The organism is Collinsella sp. AM41-2BH (assembly GCF_003468085.1).
Lineage (GTDB): Bacteria > Actinomycetota > Coriobacteriia > Coriobacteriales > Coriobacteriaceae > Collinsella.
On sequence record NZ_QSGH01000002.1, the window covers coordinates 46,695 to 59,483 of the forward strand.

Sequence of the window (12,789 nt, forward strand, 5' to 3'; positions counted from 1 at the left end):
ATAACAGATGCTATGCCGCACCGTGAAACAGCCGCAACTCGTCGCAAAGGGAAACCTATATCTGCGTGCGTACCTATTTGAAAGACAGAAAATGTTGACGCAACAATCCCCTGTGACGGCAGGGGGCAGAAGCATCTCTCGCGACGCCAGCTAGCAAATAACCTGCGTATGCTCCTCGATGGCGGCGCGATCCTCATCGTCAATATCCGGCTCGCACACCACGGCGTCCAAATTGTCCAGGCGGCAGAACGTGCAGAAGTCACGCTTGCCGATTTTGCTGGAGTCGGCGATAAGATAGCGCGAACTATCAGGAACCTCGGCGGACGTGCCACTCAAACTCACAATAAAACGCCCCTCCCCGATTGCTCGGAGAAGGGCATCTGCATTGGCGTTCTTGCCAAAATCGACGGCGCGCAAGAACGCGCACCCGTCCGCATCAAGAGTGCGCTACTCGCCGAAACCGCCCTCAATAAGAGCGACCAACGCGTCAACGGCGGCAACCTCGTCGTCGCCCTCGGCACGCAACTCGACCTCATCGTTCTGGGTGATACCCAAGGTCATGATGGCAATCATGGACTTAGCGTCCTTGAAGTCACCATCCTTGGAGGCGTTGCGAACCTCAATCTTCGAGGCAAACTTAGCAGCCTCGGTCGCCAGCGTCGCTGCAGGGCGAGCATGCAGACCAGTGGGGTTAACGACCATAACGTTCTTGCTATACATTTCTAACTCCTTCGTCGTAGACCGACCAATTCATTTAGCCCAACGCGCGCGTTAGGCAAGGTAGAAGCATGCCGGACATTACGCATGCATACAACAAGTAGGCCGCGGACAACGTCGCCGCGGCAAATTCACAGGTGACTAGTCCTGATACAGCGGATGCCCCTCAGTGGGAACCACGCGCGTGCCAGCCAGGCAATCGTGAACGCACCGGCGCGCGGGGACGATCAGGAACATGAGCAGAGACACCGCTGTAATAATCATGCCCGCGATTTCCCAGTAATAATTCACGTCAACGCGGGTGACAAGCACCATTGTCTCGCGAATATATCGGGACACCACATACCCGCTGCCTTCGAGCAAAAAGCCAACGATAACCTGACGCCAAATCAAGCGTCCGACGGAAGGCAAGCCGCCATCAAGCGTAGCGACACGAACATGCGCGATGCGCTTGCCCGGCGTTTGCCCCGGCCACGCCAGCAACGGAATCAGCACAAAGTATGCGATAGCGGCGAGCACGCACGATAGTCCGACCACGATACCGACGCTCCAGGGATACCCCATTGCCTCAAACACGTACAGGTCGGGGAGCATCGCGTTCTTGTGGGTCAGCGCAAGATAAACCAACACGGCCGGCAAGCCAGAGACAATACCACCCAAAATCCAGTCGATAACGTACGCGTACAAACGCGACAGCGGGGGCGCCGGCAGAATCGAGGATGCATTAGCCTTCGATTCCTTGTGAATCTTGCTCACAGTGCTCGCCGCAGGAGAAGGCATCTGCTCCGCGGTCGCCGCACGCGGCCGTTCCTTGCGCTTTTTAGCCATGCGCTACCTCACATTCAGAATGCGCAGCTGCTTATCAGTATGGTTAAGCGGGCATGCAACGCCGTCTTTCAACAAGACGTCGTCTTCAATGCGCACGCCTCCGACTCCAGGAATATATACGCCCGGCTCGCAAGACATGATCATTCCGTTGTCGAGCACAATCTCACCAGAGGGGTTTAGCAGCGGCAAGTCGCCACCCATGCCGATACCATGACCAAGACCATGGGTGAAATACTCACCGTAACCCGCTTCGTTGATTACACGACGTGCGGCCGCATCCACATCGCGCGCCACCACACCGCAACGAATGGTATCGATGCCCGCAAGATGAGCATTCAAAACGGTCTCGTACACATGAGCCATCCGGTCGGTCGGGGCGCCCAGGAAGCACACGCGCGTCATATCTGACTGATAACCGTTGATCTGCACACCGAAGTCAATCAGGATCGGCTCATGTGCTTGGACCCGACGGTCGGTAGGACGGCCATGAGGCATGGCGCTGCGCTCGCCGGTGGCAACGATGGTATCGAACGACATTGCCTCGGCACCGGCGGCAATCGAGTAATAGTGCACGAGTGCGGAGATTTCAAATTCAGTCATATCCACGTGCAACTGCTCGATCACCTTGGCGTACACGTCATCGGCAACATCGACCGCATGCTGGACCGCAGCAATCTCAGCCTCGTCCTTGCGCAGGCGCATCAGCGCCATCTCGCTGCCCAGCAGCGTAGTGCCAAAGCCCAAGCCCTCCAAGTTGCGATACTCCGAGATTGAGATTTCGGACTCCTCGATGCCCACCGTGGCACAGCCGCACTCCTTGAGTGCACGCTCGAGCTCGACCAAATAGCTCTTCCCCTGTTCGTGAACACGGAACTCCAGATCGAACTCGCGACCCTGGGCCTCGTTCACATAGCGGCCGTCCATGATGAGAAAACCGCGGTCACGCGTGATGAGCACCTTGCAACCGCTACCGGTCAACGTGCCCAGGTAGCGCTTCATGGTTTTACTCTTGATCAGCAATGCGTCGAACTCGTGCTCGTCCAAGAAGGTACGGATATTATCCACATGTGCATTCATCGAACGTAGCGCCTTTCAAAGGAGCCCGACAATGAAGTCTCCCCCATCGCCGGGCTTTCATACTTTCAAAATCAGCAGGTGCAGGCGCCTGCTATTCCACTTGATTAGAAGTCGAGGTCAAGATCCTCGAGCAGAGCCTCGTCCTCAGCAGAGATCTCGGAATGTTTCTCGGCAGCCATACGAGCCTCTTCAGCCAATGCACGCTTCTCGGCAACCTTGCAGAAGGGGTAGTACACGATCAGTGCAAGGACCAGCTGAACCACGTTGGCCGCAATCGAGGTCCAAGACATGTTGGTCAGGAAGCCTTCCAGGAACACACCGACGTAAGGAGGCGTGAAGGTAGAGCAGGGTACCCAGCCCCAGCTCATGAACCAGAACGGGATGGAGGACAGGATGCCGCCGAAGATAACGAACGGGATAAAGAAAATCGGATTCAGAACAATCGGAGCACCGAACAGAATCGGCTCGTTTACGCCGAACAGCGACGGGATGAAAGCGATGCGGCCGATCTCGCGCTGGACCTTGGACTTGGAGAACATGAACCAGATAACAACGCCCATGGTCACACCCAGGCCGGTGAAACCGCCAAATGCGGACATGGGGCCAGGGGTGAAGATGTGGGTAGCGACACCACCGGCCTGAACCGCAGCGATGTTCTCAGCCAGGAACTGCGTGGAAATCGGCTGAACAATCGGCGACAGAACGGAGGGGTGAATGCCGAAGAAGAAGATGAAGCAGCGCAGGATGTGGTAGAAGGTAACCGCGAGCGGGCTGTCCATCGAACCGACGAGCGGGGCCAGGATGATCGAGAAGATCTCGTTGGGCATGATGCCGAAAACGCCCTGACACAGAACACGGATACCCAAGAACAGGCCGATGACGATAGCGGTGACCGGGATGATCTCGAAGGAGCTCGAGATGAAGTCGGGCACGGTATCAGGCATCTTGATGGTGAAGTGACGCTTCTTGCACCAACGGTACACCTCGACCGCGAGTAGCGAAGCGACCATGGCAACAAACAGACCCTTGGAACCCATGCCACGCAGCGCGATGCCGCCGGCCTCGTCCATTTCCATGCCGAGCAACAGGAAGGCAACGAGGGCCATGGACATGGAGCCGGGAGCGTCCAGCTCATAGGACTTGGCCAGGTGGTAGGCGGTAACGACGGAAACGAAGACCGACATCAGGCCCATGGAAACGTTATAGGCCAAATCGAAGTACTGGGTGTTGTTCAGAATCCAAACGGAGATGGGGTTGGTCTCGCCAATCATGTTGGGAATGGCGGCCGGGATCAGGCAGAACGAACCAATCAGTAGCAGCGGGGTCATGGCGATCATGGCCTTCTTAACTGCGGACAGGTGACGTTGCTTGTCCATCTTCTCGGCAACAGGGCCAAGATAGGTGTTCAGCAGGTTTTCGAATTTATCAAAGGCACTCTGCTTTTTCTCTACAGCTTCCGACATACGTCGCATCCTCCACTTCAGGAAATATCAAACAGGGGCTTACTGGTTTGCCTCGGCGGCCTCGCGGGCCATGTCAGCCTTCTTCTTGGCGATGAGCAGCTGCTTAAACACGGTAGCACCGTCCATCTTGCCGTAGGTCTCCTGATCGACGATCACGTATGGGATGTGACGAGGCTCAATCAGGGGCTTGATGGACTCGAGCTTATGGGCGATCTGAGGACCCATAATCAACGCGTCCATGTGGTCGACCTCCTGGTCCAGCAGGTCGGCAGCGATGGCCTTGAGCTCAAAGTCATCGTCGTTGAGCTTCTGGCTGTTGTGGATCGTCTGCTTGATGCGATCCATCAGCATGGTGGTGGAGAAACCACCGGCACAGCACAAAACGATGTTCATCTTTGCCATTGTTTATCCCTTTCTAACGGCAATTGAATACTGTTGGAGAAGGAACGGACCGCAGCGCTCGTAGCGCGCTTCGCTCCTTCGCAGACGTGTTTCTTACGCCTGCTTGGCCTCGGCGTCGCGCTCCTCGAAGATCTTGACGATCTCCTCGATGAGGTCACGGGCGAGCTGAGAGGTCATGTAGTGATCCTGGGCATGGACCATAAGCAGGCTCGCAGCGGCGGCGTTCTCCGCGCCGGACAGGGCCTGGGTAATCACCTCGGTCTGGGCGGCATGGGCGGCCAGATCGGCCTCCTTGGCTTCGGCAAGCAGCGCACGGGCGCCCTCGTAGTCGCGCTCACGCACGCAAGCGAGCGCGGCGAACGCCTTGCCCTTGCTGGCGCCGGCAGAGCCGATGATGGTCATGATTTGCTGTTCGTTGTTTTCCACCGGGATAATCCCTTTCTGCTCGGCGGGCACGTCACCGCTTTGACGGCGCGCCCGATTGAAACCGTTGACTGCCGAAGCGCTACTCGAAGCTCTTAAGCTCCTCATAGGTGACGCGATCGATCGAGGTTGCCAGCGCGCATACCAGATCGACTGCCGCGTCCAAATCGGCACCACGCATGACAGACCACGAACCGTGGCAGTAGCGCAACGGCACGCCGATCACCGTTGCCAGCTTGCCGTCTCCCACTAGATGAGCGGTGCCGGCATCGGTGCCGCCGCCCTTGAACAGGTCACGCTGGAAGGGGATGTTGTTCTTCTCGGCGGTGTCCACGATGAAGTGCAGCAGCTTCTCGTTGGGGACATGCATGCGGTCGTAGTGCACGATCATGGGACCGTGGCCGTTCTTGCGGCTGTTATTCCAACCGCGATCGAACTCGGGCGGATTAGCGATGTCCACTGGGATGACGATATCGGCATCCAGGTGCGCCGCAGCCGTCTGAGCACCACGGCAGCCAACCTCCTCGGAAGAGGAACCGGCGAACCACAGCTCGGCTGCGTGCGGGGTGTTGGCCAGGCGCTTCATGGCCTCGGTCACCACATACACACCGGCGCGGTCGTCGAACGCCTTGCCCAGCAGAATGTCACTCACGGGCTTGAGCTCGCACTCGGCCGCAAAGGTTCCCCAGTCGCCAATCTCAATGCCCAGCTCACGGACTTCTTCAGCCGTCTCGCAGCCAAAGTCGATGTACATATCGGTCGGAGTGCCGTCGGTATCGCGCTTGGCAAACAACACGCCGCGAACTTTCTCGCCGCTACGCGTCTTGATGCGCACAATCTGGCTCTCGACGCTGTTCTTACGCGGGCCGCCCACGCCGATCACATGAACCATGCCGATATCGGAAATATAGCGAACCATAAAGCCGGCCTCGTCCATGTGGCCGGTGAACAGAATGCGGACCGGATTCTCCTCGGTACCCGCGCTCTTAAACATGATCGAACCGAGTTTGTCGTACTCGACGGCGTCGGCGATATCGTCAAGCTCGGCATGCATGATGGAGCGGACCTCGCCCTCGCGGCAAGCGACAGCGTCGGCGTTGCTCAAGGCGAACATAAGCTCCTTGTTCATAGGTAACCCCCCCTTGTGGTCGTATGGCGGCGCCCGTAGTGGCGGCGTCTGTATGCGAGTGTATCGACAGCGCGCCGCAAATGATGTATCCGGGCTTTCACCGTAGCGGTGAAACGGTGAAAGCCCCTCCCCTTTCACCACGGCCGTGCAATTACTGGGGATGGGGCTCCATATGCATCTTTGTCATACTTATCTGCAACATACGCCGCTGATGCGAACCACGCCGGCGGTGTGCGACCCACATCCGCGGGTCGCGCCTATATCGCCGAGGAGGATACCTTATGCCGGTTTACGACTTCGATTTCATGGCTGACCGCTCGCTCGATCACGCTCGCAAGTGGGACCCCGCCATCATCAAGCAGAAATTCCCTAAGGCTGGGGATGACTACATTCCCATGTGGATCGCCGACATGGACTTTGCCGCCGCCCCCGCAATCTGCACGCGTCTGGCCGAGGTAGCCCAAAACGGAGCATACGGCTATGGCTATGCGCACAACGGCTTTTACAACGCCGTCATCAACTGGCAGCGCCGCCGCCATAACAACGAGGTCAAGCGCGAGTGGATCACGCTCGCCTATGGAACCGTCCCGACCATCCACTACCTGTATCAGGCATTCTGCCAGCCCAACGACTGCGTCATCCTCAACACGCCGGTCTACGACCCCTTTGGCTACGCGGCGCACAACAACGGGTTCCGCGTAATCGAAAACCCGCTCATCTATCGCGATCGCACCTATCGCATCGACTTCGACCTGCTCGAGGAACAGATGGATCGTTTCCGTCCACGCGTGCACCTGTTCTGCTCGCCGCACAACCCCGGTGGTCGCATCTGGACGCTCGATGAAATCACCCGCGTCGCCGAGATCTGCCACAAGTACAACTGCTTACTGGTGGTCGATGAGGTTCACTGCGAGCACATCATGGCCGGCTCGTTCATCTCGGCCCTGCAGCTGCCCGAGCGTTATCTGGACAACCTTATCGTACTCACCTCGCCCAACAAGGGCTTTAATCTGGGCGGCCTCAAGACTTCCTACTCTATGATCCCCAGCGAGCGCATCCGCACTATCTTCCGCCATCGCCTGGAGATGAACTCTATTACCTCTCCCAACACGTTTGGCTGCGCCGCCATCATCGCCGCTTACGATGAGTCCGAGGAGTGGCTGGACCAGATCACCGACTATCTGCGCGAGTCTTATGCACAGACCGCCGCCTTCATCGAGGAGAAGATGAAGGGTTGGGAGCTCATGCGTATGGATGCATCCTACCTACCGTGGGTGAACATCGCTGGCACGGGCGCCACGGCAACCGAAATCTGCAACCACATGGCAGCGAAGGCGGGCGTCATCGTGGGCGATGGCACCTTCTATGTCGCGAACGGCGCCGACTTCGTGCGCTTGAACCTGGGCATGCCTCGCAAGCTGGTCATCGAGGCCATGGATCGCATGGCTACCCACCAGCTCATCAAGTAGACCTCGCCCGCGTATCAAAGGCCCTCCTTTCATGCAACGCCCGCCCGAGTATGTGCTCGAGCGGGCGTTGTTATTTATGAGTTGAAATGTCGCGAAGCGACAAGCGAGAAGGCGACCACCCGACGGAGGGCCTTTTTGACGTAGCCACCCCCGCTTGTACGCAAACCCTACGCACAACGCAACAGGGCGTCCAAGAACTCCTGGTAGCTTTTTGCATGGGAGATGGCGCGCACAGCACCGGGCTTGAGTAGCACGCCCGAGATGTAATTGAACAGCTCGCCAAAAAACGCCCGGTCATCACGGGTAATCGACAGCATGATCACCGCATGCACCGTCGCGTTGTTCCACGCAAGGCCGCGCGGGAACAGAGCGACCGAGACGGCAGTGCGCTTGGCGTCCATATCGAGCGGGTGTGGCATCGCGATGTCACAGTATGCACTGGAGCTGATGTCCTCACGCTCCAGTAGGCGCTCAGTAAAATTCTCAAACGCGTAGCCACCCTCGATCAGCGGCGCACTCATCTTGCAAATCGCATCGCGCCAATCGTCAACCTCGGGCTCGATCGCAAAGAAATCCTCGGTGAAGAAGGTGCGCATGCTGCACTCAAGGTTTGTCCGCAGGCGCGCCTTAAGCAGCGCTTCGACACGCTCACGCATCAGCGAAATATCTTGCTTGCTAAAGAACGGAGAGACATTAACCACCGGTACCGGGCAATACCCCGACAGCGGCACGGTTGAAATCACGAGGTCAACGCGCGAGATGTCACCCGCCGCGTCGATGGCAGGCACGATACCCTCAACCACCACACAAGCATCAAGGGCATCGAGGAAACTGTCGATATGAGTCTCGTAGGCGTTGTGACGTGTGCACACCACCAGCGCATGCAGTTTATCGGCATTGGCGCGCTGCCCCTCCACCAAGCACCCCACGTGGAGCGCGATGTAGGCGATTTCGTCTTCGCTGACAGAAACGCCGGTCTCCGCAGCGATGACATCGGCGACAAACACCGCAACATCGTAAATAAACGGTTGACTGCTCTTGATGGCCTCGAGCTGCGGGTTACGCAACAGCATCCCGCAGCGCACGCGGGATAGCATATTGGCCAGATGCAGAGAGAAACGAAGCTCAAACTCGCCATCGCTCAAATTAAGCCCGAATTGATCGTGCACGCGCTCCACAATCGCACCCAACAGCTCGCGCGCATGCCGGTGCTCCGGGTCACTTGGTTCAAAACGATTCGCATGAATCAAGTTTGCACCCAGCATCAAGCGGACGGCATCGCGATCGGCATCGGACACGAGCACAGAGAAAAGGCCCTCGATAGCCGCGCAAACCTCACCCGCCACCTCGTCAAGACCCTCGCGCGCCTCGTTACCGGCGGGCTGAGCCGCCTTGACCGTCGTCGGTACCGACTCGGACCCATTGCTTGTGCGCTCCACGAAGATGGCAATATGTATGATGAGGCTCGAGAGCGCATAGCCGTTGATGTAGAACCCGCGGCGCTTCAGGCATGCGTCGATGCGCTCCTGCAACTGCGCGAGGTCGAGCTTGGGGAAATAGCGATTGATAAGGTCGATTTGGCTGAAATAGTCCTTCGTCTCGTCAAAGATCAGCTGGTTGACCATCTTCTTCTCACCCGATGCACTGCCCTCGATATACAGCGAGCCCGCGCGCGAACGCAGCACCAGGCCGTACCCGGACAACTCTCGTTTGATGGCAACCAGCTCATTATCGAGCGTCGCAAGCGAGATATAGAGGCTTTCCGCCAAATCGGCCGCGCGCACCTTGCGGTGGCGCATCAGCAGTTCAAACAGAATATAACGCTTGCGCGCCTCGGCCGTCTGCGGCACCTCGTTCGCCTGCTGCGACAGCAGCTGCGCCGCTGCTGTGGCATCCTCGATACGATAGCCCTTCGAGCTGGCAACAATCATGCCCTCATGGGTGCGATTAAGCGCGGTGATGTCGCTTTTGACAGTACGGGAAGAGCATCCAACCTGCGAAGCGATCTGAGACGCCGTGGTCCAGGACGCCCCGCTTTCGAGAATACGAACAATTTCCCTGCTTCGATCGGAACTCACGGCACCCTCCTATCATCGTCTCAGATAACTATACCTTCCGTCATAGGACCTGCCAATTTCACGCACATTCAAATCTTTCACCGCGTAGGTGAAATAGCAATCGTGGAAGTGCTGGTTATGCGATGTTGCAGCACGAAAAAACCGCCTATTATCGTAACGACGATGAATGCGCCACGGGAACGGTATCCCCGAGCGCGGCGGACGGGCCACATGGGCACCGGCCGCGACGTATCATACGCCGACATAGAAAAGGAACGCTATGAACATCAGACTGTTCGAATTGCGCGACGACGAGGTTGCCGCCTACATGCGCGCTGCCGCCAATCTTCCAGCAGGCTACTCCATCTCCTTTGACACTCAAATCCTCTCCGAAGCTAACATTGACTCCGTTGCAGGCTGCGAGGGAATCATCATCAACAACAAATCCGTGATGTCCGCCGCTTTGGTGGAGCGCGCGCACGAGCTGGGCGTTCGTTACATCGCTATCCGCTGCGTCGGCTTCAACCACGTGGACGTCAAGCGCGCCCAGGAGCTGGGCATCAAGGTGTGCAACACCGCCTATCCGCCCTACGGCGTTGCCGAGTTCACCGTTATGCTCATCCTGATGGCCTTGCGCCGCTGCAAGGCCGCCATTTGGCGCCAGCAGGTGAATGACTACTCCCTGGACGGGCTGCTGGGCCGCGAACTGCGCACGCTGACCGTGGGCGTGGTTGGCACCGGCCGCATTGGTCGCACCGTCATCGACAACCTCTCCGGCTTTGGCTGCAAGATCTTGGCCTACGATCCCTACCCCAATGCCGAGCTGGCAAACCGCGACAGCCTCGAGTACGTTGACATGGATACGCTCGTTGCCAACTCCGACGTCATCACCCTGCACGTGCCCCTCATGGACTCCACCCGCGGCATCATCAATGCCGATGCCATCGCCAAGATGCGCGAAGATGTGACCATCGTCAACGTCTCGCGCGGCGAGCTCATCGACACCGATGCCGTCATCGAGGCGATTGAGTCCGAAAAGATCGGTGCGCTTGCTATGGACGTCTTCGAGGACGAAGTGGGCATCTACCATGAGAACCGTATGCACGACATTCTTGCCAACCGCAAGATGGCTTACCTACGCCAGTTCCCCAACGTGCTGCTCACCAACCACATCGCGTTCTACACCGATATCGATGTAAACTGCATGGTCGAGCAGGGCGTTGCCGCTGTTCCCGCTATGGTTGAGGGTACCTGTGCCACTCAATTGTAATCACACCCATTCAGCGCGATAGCGCACCGTAGCCCCCGTCGGAACTTAGGTCCGACGGGGATACTTTTGTTCTTGGGCTTTGCCTTCTCAGCATGATATGGGCTCATAACTCGTCGCAACGCGCCAGCGTGCAGAGCAATCTGGCAACGAAGGCGATGAACACACCACCGGATGAACTGCATCCTGGCCTTTTTGTTTTTAGAATCGTGTTGAGCGTGTCACTTGCCCCTGCTTGCAAGCCTGCTCCACCGGCCGCCGCGACTATCGCGCGCGATTGAGCGCCTTACCAATCCCGATTGCATGGGCGCTGCGTCCATGCGCCTCTTTCCGTGTGGCGGATACGACCTTCCCGGTGGATGCCCCACATCCTTGGTCGTATCTGCCTTTTTTGCTTTTGAGCGGCCCGCGCCGCACGTTTGTCTCAATCTGTAACATCGAGCCGGGTTTTCGGTCCCAGCTGTTACAGACCGAGACAATTCGGCGACGCCGATTATTCGATACGGTGTGGTACAATTATATCCCAACGCAAAGGAGGTACCTATGCCCACCTGTGTGCCTGTCCGAGACATGAAGGACACCGCTGCATTTACCGCGCTTGTTGAGTCCGAGCGCGACGTCACCGTAACCAAGAACGGCTACGAGGCCATGCACTGCATCAGCAGCGACCAGTATCGCCTCATGCAAGACGAAATCGCCAAAGCCAAGCTGCTGTCTCGCATGATGCTGGCAGAAGACGAGATATCGCAAGGCGACTACAGCGACTACGACTCCTTCGCGACCTCGATACGAGACAAATATGACCTATAACGTCGTAATACTCAAAAGCGCACGATACGAATACGAGAGTATTGTCGGATACCTTGCTCAAATCCTCATGAATCCACGTGCAGCAGGCAATTTTGTCGCTGAGTTTGAATATCAGCTTGATCTGCTTCGCGAGCAGCCGCTCCTACGGCCTCTCTCCCATATACGAGAGCTGGCGGCACGCAATTATCGATCGTTTCCCGTCAACAACTACGTGTGTCTTTACAAGTGTGAGCGCGATACGATCTATATCGCCCATGTCTTTCACCAGTCACAGGACTACGCCCGCCTGGTCTAGCCCGGCAGCACGAGCTAGCAGATGACCTGCGTGTGTTCCTCGATGGCGGCGCGGTCCTCGGCGGCGATACCTGGCTCGCACACCACGGCGTCTAAATTGTCCAGGCGACAGAAGGTATAGAAATCGCGCTTGCCGATCTTGCTGGAGTCGGCGATCAGATAGCGCGAGTCCGCCTTGCTAAAGGCGAGCTGCTGGATACGGCCCTCGTCCATGTTGGACGTGGATACGTCACCGTCCAAGATACCGTTGGCGCCGATAAACGCCGCATCGATGCCCAGTGCACGTAGGGTATCCTCGGCCGTCGGCCCCACAAAAGCGGCAGTGCGGCGGCGGTACATACCGCCCACGAGGCACAGCTCGCAGTCCTCGCGCTCCTCGAGCAGGTTGAACACCGAAAGCGAATTGGTCACGATACGCAGGCGAAACGCCGGCAGCATCGAGGCCATCTGCTCAACCGTGGTGCCCGTGCCCAAGAAGATGGTCGAGCCTTCCTCGATAAGCTCCACAGCGCGGCGCGCGATCTGCAGCTTTTCCTCGGCATGCTTAGTGCGCTTTTCGCTGTGCGAATACTCGTGGCGCAACATAGCGTGGGGACGGCCCTGTGCACTGCGGGCTCCGCCGTGCACGCGCTCGATCTCGCCTAGGCTCGCAAGCTCCTCAAGGTCGCGACGGATCGTCATGTCCGACACGCCCAGCGCATCCGAAATCTCCTTGACCGAGACCGTGCCCTGCTCCTCGAGCAGCTGACGAACCTTATCCTGTCGCTCTGCCTTAATCACGATGAATCCTCGCCGTTCTTTGCGCGCATATCATTCAAACAGTAACGAACAAATTGTATCAGACTCGTACGCG

Annotated in this window: 14 protein-coding genes; 4 read left to right on the plus strand and 10 right to left on the minus strand. The window is 57.8% G+C overall.

The features are described from left to right. Nucleotides 1-150 precede the first annotated feature (150 nt). The 8 genes from DW899_RS01540 to DW899_RS01575 form a co-directional block, all read right to left on the minus strand. Complete coding sequence (locus tag DW899_RS01540; protein WP_199411133.1) at nucleotides 151-342, minus strand: hypothetical protein; 192 nt, start codon at nucleotides 340-342, stop codon at nucleotides 151-153. 105 nt (nucleotides 343-447) lie between these two features. Beyond that, the gene (locus DW899_RS01545) at nucleotides 448-720 is read right to left on the minus strand and encodes an HPr family phosphocarrier protein (protein WP_117785941.1); all 273 of its coding nucleotides are present in this window, start codon (nucleotides 718-720) and stop codon (nucleotides 448-450) included. Between the two features lie 138 nt (nucleotides 721-858). After that, a complete protein-coding gene (locus DW899_RS01550) occupies nucleotides 859-1,545 on the minus strand; it encodes an RDD family protein (protein WP_117716312.1) in 687 nt (228 codons plus the stop codon). 3 nt (nucleotides 1,546-1,548) lie between these two features. Next, the gene (locus tag DW899_RS01555) at nucleotides 1,549-2,622 is read right to left on the minus strand and encodes a M24 family metallopeptidase (RefSeq protein ID WP_117799774.1); all 1,074 of its coding nucleotides are present in this window, start codon (nucleotides 2,620-2,622) and stop codon (nucleotides 1,549-1,551) included. A gap of 104 nt (nucleotides 2,623-2,726) precedes the next feature. Then, entirely contained in the window at nucleotides 2,727-4,085 is a 1,359-nt protein-coding gene (locus DW899_RS01560) for a PTS sugar transporter subunit IIC (RefSeq protein ID WP_117716310.1), read from the minus strand. Nucleotides 4,086-4,124: 39 nt separating this feature from the next. Then, complete coding sequence (locus DW899_RS01565) at nucleotides 4,125-4,487, minus strand: PTS sugar transporter subunit IIB (protein WP_199412180.1); 363 nt, start codon at nucleotides 4,485-4,487, stop codon at nucleotides 4,125-4,127. Between the two features lie 93 nt (nucleotides 4,488-4,580). Next, entirely contained in the window at nucleotides 4,581-4,913 is a 333-nt protein-coding gene (locus DW899_RS01570; RefSeq protein ID WP_233508986.1) for a PTS lactose/cellobiose transporter subunit IIA, read from the minus strand. A 79-nt stretch (nucleotides 4,914-4,992) separates the two neighbouring features. Continuing rightward, nucleotides 4,993-6,039 (minus strand): aminopeptidase, encoded by a 1,047-nt coding sequence (locus tag DW899_RS01575; RefSeq protein ID WP_117716308.1) that lies wholly within the window; start codon nucleotides 6,037-6,039, stop codon nucleotides 4,993-4,995. Nucleotides 6,040-6,320: 281 nt separating this feature from the next. Between DW899_RS01575 and DW899_RS01580 the strand changes: the two genes are divergently transcribed. After that, entirely contained in the window at nucleotides 6,321-7,508 is a 1,188-nt protein-coding gene (locus DW899_RS01580; protein ID WP_117799775.1) for a MalY/PatB family protein, read from the plus strand. Between the two features lie 167 nt (nucleotides 7,509-7,675). On the opposite strand, the gene DW899_RS01585 is transcribed toward DW899_RS01580, so the two are convergent. Then, on the minus strand, nucleotides 7,676-9,586 hold the full coding sequence (locus DW899_RS01585; RefSeq protein WP_117799776.1) for a transcription antiterminator: 1,911 nt from the start codon (nucleotides 9,584-9,586) through the stop codon (nucleotides 7,676-7,678). Nucleotides 9,587-9,845: 259 nt separating this feature from the next. Here DW899_RS01585 and DW899_RS01590 point away from each other — a divergent pair, with 259 nt between their 5' ends. From DW899_RS01590 to DW899_RS01600, 3 genes are all read left to right on the plus strand, one after another. Continuing rightward, a complete protein-coding gene (locus DW899_RS01590) occupies nucleotides 9,846-10,835 on the plus strand; it encodes a D-isomer specific 2-hydroxyacid dehydrogenase family protein (protein WP_117716305.1) in 990 nt (329 codons plus the stop codon). Between the two features lie 540 nt (nucleotides 10,836-11,375). Further along, nucleotides 11,376-11,642: a type II toxin-antitoxin system Phd/YefM family antitoxin gene (locus DW899_RS01595; RefSeq protein ID WP_117799771.1), complete on the plus strand. Its 267-nt coding sequence runs from the start codon at nucleotides 11,376-11,378 to the stop codon at nucleotides 11,640-11,642. Next, complete coding sequence (locus tag DW899_RS01600; protein ID WP_117785945.1) at nucleotides 11,632-11,937, plus strand: type II toxin-antitoxin system RelE/ParE family toxin; 306 nt, start codon at nucleotides 11,632-11,634, stop codon at nucleotides 11,935-11,937. The genes DW899_RS01595 and DW899_RS01600 overlap by 11 nt, the downstream gene beginning before the upstream one ends. Nucleotides 11,938-11,951: 14 nt before the next feature. On the opposite strand, the gene DW899_RS01605 is transcribed toward DW899_RS01600, so the two are convergent. After that, the gene (locus tag DW899_RS01605; RefSeq protein ID WP_233539867.1) at nucleotides 11,952-12,716 is read right to left on the minus strand and encodes a DeoR/GlpR family DNA-binding transcription regulator; all 765 of its coding nucleotides are present in this window, start codon (nucleotides 12,714-12,716) and stop codon (nucleotides 11,952-11,954) included. Between the last annotated feature and the right edge of the window lie 73 nt (nucleotides 12,717-12,789).

Excerpts from the sequence above, each read along its gene's own strand:
- DW899_RS01545 (WP_117785941.1), bottom strand. The coding sequence starts at position 720 with ATGTATAGCAAGAACGTTATGGTCGTTAACCCCACTGGTCTGCATGCT.
- DW899_RS01550 (WP_117716312.1), bottom strand. The coding sequence starts at position 1,545 with ATGGCTAAAAAGCGCAAGGAACGGCCGCGTGCGGCGACCGCGGAGCAG.
- DW899_RS01555 (WP_117799774.1), bottom strand. The coding sequence starts at position 2,622 with ATGAATGCACATGTGGATAATATCCGTACCTTCTTGGACGAGCACGAG.
- DW899_RS01560 (WP_117716310.1), bottom strand. The coding sequence starts at position 4,085 with ATGTCGGAAGCTGTAGAGAAAAAGCAGAGTGCCTTTGATAAATTCGAA.
- DW899_RS01565 (WP_199412180.1), bottom strand. The coding sequence starts at position 4,487 with ATGGCAAAGATGAACATCGTTTTGTGCTGTGCCGGTGGTTTCTCCACC.
- DW899_RS01575 (WP_117716308.1), bottom strand. The coding sequence starts at position 6,039 with ATGAACAAGGAGCTTATGTTCGCCTTGAGCAACGCCGACGCTGTCGCT.
- DW899_RS01580 (WP_117799775.1), top strand. The coding sequence starts at position 6,321 with ATGCCGGTTTACGACTTCGATTTCATGGCTGACCGCTCGCTCGATCAC.
- DW899_RS01590 (WP_117716305.1), top strand. The coding sequence starts at position 9,846 with ATGAACATCAGACTGTTCGAATTGCGCGACGACGAGGTTGCCGCCTAC.
- DW899_RS01595 (WP_117799771.1), top strand. The coding sequence starts at position 11,376 with ATGCCCACCTGTGTGCCTGTCCGAGACATGAAGGACACCGCTGCATTT.
- DW899_RS01600 (WP_117785945.1), top strand. The coding sequence starts at position 11,632 with ATGACCTATAACGTCGTAATACTCAAAAGCGCACGATACGAATACGAG.